General features: G+C 35.9%; 10 protein-coding genes, 1 tRNA gene and 1 CRISPR repeat array. Of the genes, 5 read left to right on the top strand and 6 right to left on the bottom strand.

The window, feature by feature from the left end; all coding sequences use genetic code 11:
• Nucleotides 1-337: 337 nt before the first annotated feature.
• On the bottom strand, nt 338-1,654 hold the full coding sequence (gene rpoN / locus BAU17_RS03655; protein ID WP_161901467.1) for an RNA polymerase factor sigma-54: 1,317 nt from the start codon (nt 1,652-1,654) through the stop codon (nt 338-340).
• Between the two features lie 55 nt (nt 1,655-1,709).
• On the opposite strand from rpoN, the gene BAU17_RS03650 reads away from it, so the two are divergent.
• Nucleotides 1,710-1,781: transfer RNA gene (locus BAU17_RS03650), tRNA-Arg, on the top strand.
• A 310-nt stretch (nt 1,782-2,091) separates the two neighbouring features.
• Nucleotides 2,092-2,812: a CRISPR direct-repeat array (repeat unit 34 nt; unit sequence ATTTCAATCCATATGCTCCCTACAAGAGCATAAC).
• 344 nt (nt 2,813-3,156) lie between these two features.
• On the opposite strand, the gene BAU17_RS03645 is transcribed toward BAU17_RS03650, so the two are convergent.
• Nucleotides 3,157-4,770, bottom strand: coding sequence for an ABC transporter permease (locus BAU17_RS03645; RefSeq protein ID WP_161901466.1), 1,614 nt, complete (start codon nt 4,768-4,770; stop codon nt 3,157-3,159).
• 18 nt (nt 4,771-4,788) lie between these two features.
• Nucleotides 4,789-5,676, bottom strand: coding sequence for an ABC transporter ATP-binding protein (locus BAU17_RS03640; protein WP_161901465.1), 888 nt, complete (start codon nt 5,674-5,676; stop codon nt 4,789-4,791).
• 283 nt (nt 5,677-5,959) lie between these two features.
• Here BAU17_RS03640 and BAU17_RS03635 point away from each other — a divergent pair, with 283 nt between their 5' ends.
• On the top strand, nt 5,960-6,556 hold the full coding sequence (locus BAU17_RS03635; RefSeq protein WP_161901464.1) for a TetR/AcrR family transcriptional regulator: 597 nt from the start codon (nt 5,960-5,962) through the stop codon (nt 6,554-6,556).
• A gap of 72 nt (nt 6,557-6,628) precedes the next feature.
• Here the strand turns inward: BAU17_RS03635 and BAU17_RS03630 are convergent, their stop codons facing one another.
• Nucleotides 6,629-7,204 (bottom strand): DapH/DapD/GlmU-related protein, encoded by a 576-nt coding sequence (locus BAU17_RS03630; RefSeq protein ID WP_161901463.1) that lies wholly within the window; start codon nt 7,202-7,204, stop codon nt 6,629-6,631.
• Nucleotides 7,205-7,352: 148 nt separating this feature from the next.
• Between BAU17_RS03630 and BAU17_RS03625 the strand changes: the two genes are divergently transcribed.
• Complete coding sequence (locus BAU17_RS03625) at nt 7,353-8,237, top strand: LysR family transcriptional regulator (RefSeq protein WP_161901462.1); 885 nt, start codon at nt 7,353-7,355, stop codon at nt 8,235-8,237.
• A gap of 53 nt (nt 8,238-8,290) precedes the next feature.
• Here BAU17_RS03625 and rpoE read toward each other — a convergent pair whose 3' ends face one another.
• Entirely contained in the window at nt 8,291-8,890 is a 600-nt protein-coding gene (rpoE, locus tag BAU17_RS03620) for a DNA-directed RNA polymerase subunit delta (protein WP_161901461.1), read from the bottom strand.
• A gap of 86 nt (nt 8,891-8,976) precedes the next feature.
• Entirely contained in the window at nt 8,977-9,411 is a 435-nt protein-coding gene (locus BAU17_RS03615) for a YwiB family protein (RefSeq protein ID WP_161901460.1), read from the bottom strand.
• Nucleotides 9,412-9,553: 142 nt separating this feature from the next.
• On the opposite strand from BAU17_RS03615, the gene BAU17_RS03610 reads away from it, so the two are divergent.
• Both BAU17_RS03610 and BAU17_RS03605 read left to right on the top strand, forming a co-directional pair.
• Nucleotides 9,554-10,354: a lipoate--protein ligase family protein gene (locus tag BAU17_RS03610; protein WP_161901459.1), complete on the top strand. Its 801-nt coding sequence runs from the start codon at nt 9,554-9,556 to the stop codon at nt 10,352-10,354.
• Between the two features lies 1 nt (nt 10,355).
• Entirely contained in the window at nt 10,356-11,717 is a 1,362-nt protein-coding gene (locus tag BAU17_RS03605; protein ID WP_161901458.1) for an HD domain-containing protein, read from the top strand.
• Nucleotides 11,718-11,725 lie beyond the last annotated feature (8 nt).

The raw sequence follows: 11,725 nt of genomic DNA, 5'->3' as shown, positions 1-11,725 counted from the left end.
ATCGAAAATAAGTAGAAGTTTTTTCTTATTTTACTAAAAAATCGCCGTTGCACTCTTTATGAGTGCATGGATTGAAATCGATACATCATCATCAACGTGTGTGGCAATTAATGTTGCACTCTTTATGAGTGCATGGATTGAAATTTGTAAGTGGCGATGGAGACGTTACAGATGAAGAAGGTTGCACTCTTTATGAGTGCATGGATTGAAATAATCGGGGATTTTAGTTCCCACACCATCTTTAGGTTGCACTCTTTATGAGTGCATGAATTACAAGCGTATAAAAAGCGACTATAGGAAGCATCCATTTGGATTTTGTCTATAGTCGCTTTTTTGATTATTCGTCGTATCTTTTTCTTTTAGTAGAGCTAGGGATTTTAAGTGCGTCACGATATTTCGCAACGGTTCTTCGGGAAACTTCAATACCTTCGTCATTTAATAATGTCACCAGTTTTTGATCCGATAACGGCTTCTTCTTATCTTCACTATCTACTAATTGTTTCAATCGATTTTTCACGTCATTGGTTGAACGGTCTACGCCTTCTTCAGAACTTAATTTTTGGCTAAAAAAACTTTTTAATTCAAATACACCAAAATCAGTTTCTAGATATTTCCCATTCACTGCACGACTCACCGTTGATTCATGAATGTCTAATACTTCTGAAATATCTTTTAAAATAAGTGGTTTAATAGGGTGTTCTTTTTGTAAAAAGAAGTCTTGCTGACGTTTAACGATTTCTTTACCGACATTATAGATTGTGTCTCCTCGTTGTTCGACAGTTTTTTTCAACCATTCAAAATCTTGTTTCTTTTCTTTCAGATATTTTAATACTTCTGGATCACCACTTTTTTCCATTTGTTCAAAATAATTTTGTTGAAATTTAATTTCGGGTGCCCCACTACGATTAGAAAATACGGTCACTTGATTATCAGTTACTTTAACAGTTAAATCAGGGATAATATACAAACCATCAGTGGAACCGAATGCTGATCCAGGCGTGGGTGTTAATGTTTGAATATAATCAAATACTTTCTGAACGTCTGGTAAAGCAATGGCAAATTTCTTAGCAATAGTCTCCCATTTTCGTTCAACTAATTCTGTAAAACATTCTTCTAAAATAATATATGCCATTGGAGGTGCATAGTTATCACGCTCGGTTTGCAGCATTAAGCATTCCTGCAAATTTCGTGCACCAACTCCTGCTGGGTCTAACTGTTGAATTAAGGTTAAAGCATCTAATAATTGAATCGGTGTCCCACCAGTTTGAGTGACAGCTTCTTCTAAATCAATTGTGAGAAAGCCGTTCAAGTCAATATATTCAACCAAGTACAGTACCAATGATCGTAAATAAGTATCTCGATAATTCAAATGGATTTGATCAATTAAATATTCAAATAATGATATCTGATTATCAGGAATCTGATTGAGGTAATTGATTTCTGTCCCTGTTGAGCTTCGCGGTTTGGAATAACTTGAAGTATAGTTTGGTGGAATAATATCTAATAATGGGTTTTCTAGTGAAGCGTTATCAATAAAATCTACGAGTTCTTCAGTGGTAAATTGTAAGACTTGGATGGATTGTTGTAATTTTTGAGTCATTGCTAGTTTTTGTGTTTGTTTTTGTTGTTGAGAAAACTGCTGTTGAAATTTCATATATATTTCTCCTTGTTTTTTTTCTAAAAGTCCGCTAAACTATGTAAAGTATTCAGCATCCTTAGTGTAGTGGATATCACGTGAGATTCCGGTTCTCAAGACAGGGGTTCGATTCCCTTAGGATGCGTACTTTCAGTTGATTACAGTATACTTCAATTATTAGAAAAGCGCAAAATGGTATCGGATTGCGTATTGAGTGTAATCAATTAACAATTCCAAAAGAAAAGTAAGTTAAAAAACAGGGAGCGAGCTAATTAAATTAGTTCGCTCCCTTTTGTTGTGGTAAATAAACGAGAACACATGACTGTGCAATCAATATACTCTTTATGAGTGCATGGATTGAAATGATGGATATATTTCTTTCTTCGCCCGAATAACTCGGTTGCACTTATACAAGAGTATAAGCGAATTGAAAAAATCACGGTGCATTATTCGAAATTTCAATCCATATGCTCCCTACAAGAGCATAACCGTTTGAGAGTAGCTTCTGTATCACCGTTTACAAATTTCAATCCATATGCTCCCTACAAGAGCATAACATAAGGAAATTAGTCGTATCAATGACAATTTACTTATTTCAATCCATATGCTCCCTACAAGAGCATAACTTTGATATAATATATTTGTCGTTATTAATATCTCGATTTCAATCCATATGCTCCCTACAAGAGCATAACGATTGTTCTGATTGCATTATTTACTAGCCTCCAACTATTTCAATCCATATGCTCCCTACAAGAGCATAACAGAGGAAAAAGCACGTTTTGAGCGCCAGGTCGAGATTTCAATCCATATGCTCCCTACAAGAGCATAACCGTTGCTGGCGCGTTGCTCGTCTAATATTTTAGCATTTCAATCCATATGCTCCCTACAAGAGCATAACCGCATATTAGCTTGCATTTCTTTGGCTAAGTATCATTTCAATCCATATGCTCCCTACAAGAGCATAACTGGCACGAACTTTCACGTTGATTTGCTCTACATTTTATTTCAATCCATATGCTCCCTACAAGAGCATAACGTGGTTCGGCTGGTCGTCGTACAAATGGCATTATATTTCAATCCATATGCTCCCTACAAGAGCATAACCTGGAGCGCGAGAAAGTGAAATCGCAGCATTAGAAATTTCAATCCATATGCTCCCTACAAGAGCATAACTGCGATTTTCAAGTAAATAAAGGAAAACTTCTACTTATTTTCGATATGCATCGCTCAACCATATCTTTTAATTATAAATCGAATATAATCGCAACTACTTACTCATCACTTTTTCATTTAAACGTTTATTTTTGGTGCGAGTCTTCTAGGGATTTTCTGGGAGCATCACATTCGCACTAGACACTTAAGTAAGAAAATCGAATCAATGACATAGACTATTTTCTATCCATAGTATAAAGGAATACACAATTTTTATAAACATGTTAACGCTATATTTTTAAATATTGAAGCATCTTTCGTACAACAGCATGAAAAAACCACTAGCAAGCTAATGGTTTTCCTCTTTATTCTCCCTCAAGCAGATCTCTTTTGCGATAACCATAAAAGCCAATTATCATCAATAGACAACCGATAAGAGAAATACTAATAAATACTGTAAAATCAAACGATTCCGTTGGCATAGTTGGTACCCAATTCAAAATAGCTGTCTTACTAAACCATTCTGGCAAATCTAAAATGCCACCAAAATAACTCAACATGAACGTATAGAACAAATAAACATAAACAACTTTATTCCATTTTGGTAACCAACCTAAAAACACCGCAGCTAAGCCAACAAAAAATAAGATAACCGGTAAGAAATTAAATCCCGCAGCAATGAAATCGATGAATGTCAATTGTGACTCACCATCAACAGAAGCTAACGCTGATGCACCTAGGTCTCCAGTAGTTAAAAGAATACCTACTATACCAGATACAATTGCTAAACCAATTGTCGTCCAAAATAATTGTCCTCGTGTCACTTTCGTTGCAAAAATTTGGCTAAAACGTAATTTGGTTTCTTCTGCAAATAATTTATTTACCAATAGGACAGGTAAAATAATCACTAGAAGAATCAAGACAGACATAATGGTTGCAGTGAATGATTCTTCAATAGAAACACCCGATTGACGAAACATTTGTTCAATCAATTCGTTACTCGAAAGAAACGTATTCATATCACCGTAAATTGAACCGTAAACAGCGCCCATAATTACATAGCCAACCAGCCAACTAATTATCGTACCACGACTGATTTGGACAAGTAGTCCACGAACAGATAATAAAGATGATTTGGCTTCTGCTCTTCCCAAACGCTCTGGAAGATAACCTGCCCCCATATCTCTAAAATTCTCTAATAATAGACCAACTAAAAATAACACGATAACAAATCCAAAAGCCACAAGGATGAACCACCAGTTATTTTCTGTAAATGGATAGGTCAGATACATCCATGACATCGGATTATAACGGCTGAAATCTAAATTAGAAACATCGGTCCCTGCTCTTAAAATATATAACAAGCCGATTACACTCAACATACCGCCATTTGCACCTGCTGAAGTCGGCATAAGTTGAGCAAAAACTAAGGCAATTACCGCACCGATTACCCCAGCCATCCCAATCGATATGCTAAATAATAAACTTCCTTCCCAATCAATGCCTTCAATATTAAAACTCATCATCATACTACTTGTGACAATCACTAACAATAAATTAATAGTAATCGTTTCTTTTACTACCGCTAGTGAATTCGCTAAGCGTCCCACACGGAATGATCGAACCAATTCAACTATACCTAAATCTTCTTCTTTTCTGGTATGACCAATCACATGAAGACCGGATAAAATCATGGCAAAGACACCGCAAAACAACAACATCTCATGTGCGTACATTGCCCCAACTGTATAATCACTCGCTTCTTTCACTGGTGTAGGGCCAACCATTGAAATCATTGCTGGATTCTTTAAGGTCTCAAACATTCCAATCAAACCTTGTCCTTTAGCAATTTCTTCAAAAGCTGGAATAAACCCTCCACAAAATATACTTAAACCGATGACCCAAAGAATGATTTTCTTCCAATCACGTTTTAAATATTGTCTAAATAAAATCGTCCAACCAGCAAATTGTTCTGACATGTAGTTTCCCTCCTCTTTCTAGACGCTCTCATAATGACGCATAAACAAATCTTCCAACGTAGGAGGTACTGACTCAAAACTAACTACGCCCAAAGCCGTCGCTTGCACAAGCAGATTGTTAATCTCTTGGTTATCGACTGAGAAAGTTGCTTGGTGTTCTGATAATTCCACAAAATCATGAACACCTGGCAATGTTTTTAATGGTTGAATAGGCTGTTGGGTAGTTGCTGTGATTGTTGCGCGAGTTAAATGTCGCAACTCACTTAGGGTTCCCGTTTCGACAATTTTACCTTTACGAATAATAACCACTCGATCGGCTAATCGTTCGACTTCACTCAAAATGTGCGAAGAAAGCAAAACAGCTTTACCAGCTGCTTTTAACTTTTCGACTTCTTCTTGAAAAATAGCTTCCATCAGAGGATCCAAACCTGACGTCGGTTCATCGAAAATATATAATTCCGATTCGACAGCTAAAGCAGCAATCAAGCCCACTTTTTGACGATTCCCTTTTGAATAACTTTTTGATTTTTTCTTAGGATCTAGTTCAAAACGACGAATTAATTCATCCCGTTTTTGCTTGTCACCGTGACCGTGCAATTTCATAAATAAATCAATGATTTCGCCACCTGTCAGACTCCCCCATAAAGCCACGTCGCCTGGGACGTAAGAGATTTTTTTATGAATGTCTAAACTTTCTTTCCAGACATCTTTGCCAAATATTTGTACATCGCCGGCATTTCGATTAATAATCCCTAATAAGGTTCGAATCGTGGTCGATTTCCCCGCACCATTCGGACCGATAAATCCCACGACTTCACCTGCATTGACTGAAAAAGTAACATCAGATAAAGCCAGTGTTTTGCCAAATTTTTTCTGTAATCCTTGAATCTTCACAACTTCTGTCATCACACAAAACTCCTTTAATTATTATTTGTAACGTGCTTTCCAGTTTAGAGTAACGTGCTCTCTACTTATTGCTTGAATGATTCGAGACCCCTTTACTTTTCTTAATTCAACTAAAGTTCATTTACAAATTGATTATATTCTCCTACAAAAAGAGCGTCAATCACTTTCAAATCAAGTTATGAACTATTTCTATTTGATATTCTTTATTTTGGAAGTTATTATATAGAAAAGAAAAATTATGAACTTTTTCAAAAAAATATTTTATAAAAAAGGATAGATTCACTTGAACGGATTTGAAAAACGAACTTACGATAAAAAACAACAAATTTTACGTTCTGCTTTTGACTTGATGAATACCGAACACGGTGTGAAAAATATGAAACTTGATATTCTAGCTAAAGAAGCAAACGTTGGCAAAACAACATTATTTAAATATTTTGGTAGTAAAGAAGGGATTATTCACGAAGTATTTAAACAATATATCAACCAATTAATTATGGAGGCTGAACAAATTATTCAACAACAACTTTCATTCGAAGAAACCTTGCTTGCATTAAGTAAAAACAAAATCTCTTTTATCGAAAAAATTCATCATCAATTCTATTTAGATTTAATGGCATATATGACTACTAAAAAAGGCAGCGGTATTTCACTTTTAATGCAAAAATATATCCTGGAATCAAAGAATATGATGCTTGATCTCTTTTACCGTGGAAGAAAAGAAGGAAAAGTGGATCTCAAATATTCCGATGAATTTTTACTCGTTTATTTTCAAGCGATTGTTGAAGGTATTTCTAACCCGAGTGTCTATGACCGAGTTGCCCCTTACACTGAACAATGGACTGAAATGCTTCTTAAAGGTCTAGCACCTGCTAAATAAATACATTCACTCTCACCATACGCAAAAAGAAACGCCAGCTTCGTGAAAACGAACGGCGTTTCTTTTTTCCTCTTAGTCTTGATCAATATTTTTCAGAAATTTCGCTGGTACACCACCAACAATGGTATTCTTTTCCACATCTTTGGTCACGACAGCACCTGCAGCAACCACTGCATTATCGCCGATTGTGACACCAGCTAAGACGGTTGCATTCGAACCGATCCAAACATTTTTCCCAATCGTAATTGGGGCTGGGTAAAGCGAACCTCGATCATGAGGTGCTAACCCATGATTCAAAGAAGCTAAGACCACGTTGTGACCAATCAAACTATTCTCACCGATTGTAATGCCACCTTGATCTTGAAAATGACAGCCTGCATTAATAAATACACCTTCACCAAGAGTTAAATTCTTCCCACAATCCGTATAAAATGGGGGAAAAACACTGAAAGACTCTGCAATATTTTTTCCTGTTAATTCCGCAAAAAGCACACGTAATTCTTCTGGTGTTCGATAAGTATTATTGATTTTATCCGTCACTTTCCTTGCTTCATCACTTAATTGCACCATTTTTTTATGGTAGTCGGAACCACCTTTGACAGGATTTCCTGTATTTAAAAAAGCAATAAATTCTTCTGTTGTAATCATATTTATTTCCTCCTAATGAATTTTGCTATTATTTCGTGTTCGCGCATTATTTACAAACCTATTCAAATTCATTCTAAGATGCTAAAATCAAAATATCAAATACCTATATTAAATAAAGCATTATAACTAGAAAGCATAGGAGATAATTATGGAAATCAGATTATTACGCTATTTTATTGCGTTGGCAAATAGCCAAACAATTTCAGAGGCAGCCAAAAATCTACATATCTCACAACCCACTCTTTCCAGACAATTAAGTGAATTAGAAGAAGAATTAGGTACACAGCTATTTATTCGTGGTCATCGACAAGTCACTTTAACTAGTGATGGTTTTTTCTTCCTTGCCAAAGCCAAAGAAATTGTCCAGTTAACCGATAAAACAGTTGCTAATTTTCAACATTCAGAAGAAGTTTTAGGAGATATTCATATTGGAGGTGGGGAGTCCGATGCCATGAAAATAATTGCTCACTCCGTGAAACAATTAGCTGACAAACATCCACAGATTCAATTTCATTTATTTAGTGGCAACTCCGAAGCAATTTTCGAAAAACTCGATGATGGTGTCTTAGATTTTGGTATCGTAGTTGATCCTGTCGATAAAAAAAATTATGACTATATTCAGCTACCCATTCAGGATACGTGGGGTGTGCTTATGCCAACAGATAGTCCGTTAGCCTCTAAGAAAAAAATACAAGCCAATGATTTACGTGAAGTTCCCCTCATCATGTCACAGCAGGCTATTCGTTATGGGGAATTTTCAGCATGGTTTGAACAAGATATCCATGAGTTAGATATTCGATGTACGTATAATTTACTTTACAATGCAGCAAAGATGGTAGAAGCTCATGTAGGGTATGCGATTTGCTTAGATAAATTAATAGATACTTACCACAGTCATTCCCTTTGCTTTCGACCACTTTCTCCTCAATTAACGGCTAACTTATACCTTATTTGGAAAAAACAACAAGTCTTTCCTAAAGCAGCAACTTTATTTTTAAGACAATTAAAAACAGATATTGCGAAAGATAATTAAACAAAAAAAGTACGAGCAAACAAAAGCTGTTTACTCGTACTTTTTTGAAATAATTACAATTCTTCTTCCTCATCATCGTAATCATCATCATCATCGATGATTGTTAAGTCTTCCTCAATACTTCCTGGAAGTTCTTCCTCATCGTCATCCGAACTAGTTGCACCAATTTCTTGTAAATCAGAATTGTATGCCGCGATTTCTTCATCTTCATCATCATCATCAAATAAGTCATCGTCATCTTCGTCGTCTGTTAGATCCGTATCTTCTGGATCATCATCGTTATAATCAATTGCATCTTCATCATCATTAATAAAGGCATTAACTTTTTTACGTTTGCGACGTCGTGGTGCATCTTCATCATCTTCATCGATGCCATGATTTACTTCTTCATCAATTGAGTCAATCGCATACCATGAACGCAAGCCCCAGCGATTATCTCCTAAAGAAATAAAACTACCATCTATATTTAAGTCTGTATAAAACTGTGCCAATGAATCACGAATTTCGCTATCAGATTTTCCTAGATATGTTTGAATCTCATTTACTAAATCTGAAAAATCCATCACATCGCCCTTTTGTGACAAAATCGCATGGGCAACTTCAAGCATTGATAATTCGGTTTTGTTCACACCTTCAAATACATTAATTTCCAATCAGGACACTTCCTTTCACAGTCTACTCCTAATCATACAAAAATGTCAGCAAAAAAGCAATTTATTCCGACAAAAAAACAAAAAAATCAGGCTGTAAATTCCAATAGTAGCTTATAACTACCAATTTTTTCTCCCGCAGTAAATAAGTCATACTTTACAGATACATTTCCAGAAGTTGGTTGATCTTTCAAACTAAAATGAAGATCCTTCGTATATGTACTGAAAAACATTACTCCATACGGTGTTTGATAACTAGTGTCTGCTTTTTCACGATAAACAAATTTTAAACGTAAACGCATGTCCCCTGATCGAATCAGTTGAATTGAACCATCTGGCGATAATTTTAGCGTGACAGGTATCAACGCCCCATCTTCTTGTGTTTCTTTATAACGTATATATAAGGTGTCACCCATTTTAACGACTTGTCCTTGCAAATCAAATAAAAATTCTTGTGTTTCATTGTTTTGTTTGACTTCCGTCTTCAAGTGAATGGCAACTGGTAATCCTTTTGTTAAATCCACGTCGTGTTCCCCCTTTACTTCTATTATTGTTCACATTTTCAGGTTATTTGTCAATTAAACACAACGATTCAAACATTTTCAATTATTTTCATGACATTTTCGTATATAATAGAAGAAGATAAACTAAAAAAGGAATTATTTTATGAAAACATTATTATTTGACCAACCCATCTTTACCCAACAATCCGCTTATGTACCTTTTGCCCTAACAGATGTTTTTACAGAACATGTTAGTGAAAAACAACAAACAATCGTACACTTTTGGCAATTTGAGCAAACCTTTATTTTAGGAATGAAAGATACACGGGTTCCTTATTTTACCCAAGGTATCCAATCAATTATCAACGACCAGTATGTACCAGTTATTCGTAATTCGGGTGGCTTAGGCGTTATTTCGGATGAAGGAATTTTGAATTTCTCTTTGATTTTTCCAAAAGACGCACAGACAACCACCGATTCAGCTTACGAAAAAATGTTTGCTCTAACGCAACAAGCATTTCCTGAATTGACGATTGAAGCTTATGAAATCACGGCTTCTTATTGTCCAGGTACTTACGATTTAAGTGTGAATGGAAAAAAAATTGCCGGTATCGCCCAACGTCGACTAAAAAGTGGCGTTGCTGTAATGATGTATTTGAGTGTCAATGGCAACCAACATGTGCGCGGAGAAGTCGTCCAACATTTCTATCAGGAAAGTTTGGGTGAAAAATTTGGCACGGATGGCTACCCACCTGTCGATCCAACTTGCATGGTGACTGTTGAAGAATTGCTTGGTAAACCTTTATCAATTGCAGAAACGAAAACACGTTTTGTGCAAGCTCTTGCTTTAGAACAAGAAACGATTTCACCTTTTGAATGGCTCTCAGATTATCAGTATACAGATTTATTTGAAAAAAAATTAGCAAGCATGCATCAACGCAACAGCAAAATTAAGGAGGGATAACATGACAGTTTCTTATAAATTTCAACAATTGCCTATGGAAAAAGTCTTTCGTGATCCTGTGCATAATTATATTCATGTGCAACATCGTGTGATTCTTGATTTGATTAATTCAAAAGAAGTGCAACGGTTGCGAAGAATTAAACAACTAGGAACTGCTTCTTTTACCTTCCATGGTGCTGAACATAGTCGTTTTGCCCATTCGTTAGGTGTATACGAAATTACTCGTCGAATTTGTGATATTTTCCAACGGAATTATTCAAAAGAAAAAATTGGAGCAGGCGGTTGGGATGATTCCGAACGTTTAATCGCCTTATGTGCGGCTTTATTACATGACATTGGACATGGTCCTTATTCGCATACGTTTGAACATATTTTCCATACCGACCATGAAGCGATTACGGTAGAAATTTTGACTTCTCCTGATACAGAAGTTTATCAAATTTTAAATCGTGTCGAAGAAGGTTTTCCTGAGAAAGTAGCGAGTGTCATTACCAAGACTTACCACAACCCCCAAGTTATCCAAATGATTTCTAGTCAAATAGATGCCGATCGTATGGATTATTTACTGCGTGACGCTTATTACACCGGTACTGAGTATGGTACCTTTGACTTAACACGTATTCTTCGAGTGATTCGTCCTTATGAAGGGGGCATTTCTTTTGCGATGAACGGCATGCACGCTGTTGAAGATTACATTGTTAGTCGTTATCAAATGTATGTACAGGTGTATTTTCACCCAAGTTCACGTGGTATGGAAGTTGTTTTGGAGCATTTATTAAATCGGGCCCATGAACTCTATCACACAGAGCAACAATCATTTTTAGCTACTGCACCACTTCTGTTACCTTTTTTAAAAGAAGATTTTTCATTGGACGATTATTTGCGCTTAGATGATGGTGTATTAAATACCTATTTCAATCATTGGCTGGATACAACTGATCCTATTTTGAGTGATTTAGCGAAACGCTTCTTGAATCGTAAACCGTTGAAATCATGTCGTTTTGAACCTAAAACACAAGAAAACTTACTCATAACGATGAAAGAAATTGTTGAAACAGTAGGCTTTAATCCAGTCTACTATACGGCTATTAATTCTAGTTTTGATTTACCTTATGATTTTTACCGTCCAAAATCTGGCAAACATCGGACACAAATTGAATTACAGCAAAAAGATGGCACGTTACTTGAATTATCCAAAGTCAGTCCACTAGTTGCGGCACTGGCTGGACAAATTCAAGGTGACAACCGTTTCTACTTTCCAAAAGAAATGGTTGACCAAACGTTACAAGACAACTATGATTTATTTGGAGAAACTTATCAACTATTCGCTAGTCATATTCGGAATGGCGAATTAGTGGAATAATATTTAGG

Source organism: Candidatus Enterococcus willemsii, assembly GCF_009933335.1.
GTDB lineage: Bacteria > Bacillota > Bacilli > Lactobacillales > Enterococcaceae > Enterococcus_F > Enterococcus_F willemsii.
Note: the sequence above shows the minus strand (reverse complement) of the source record. Positions and strands in the feature narration are given on the sequence as shown.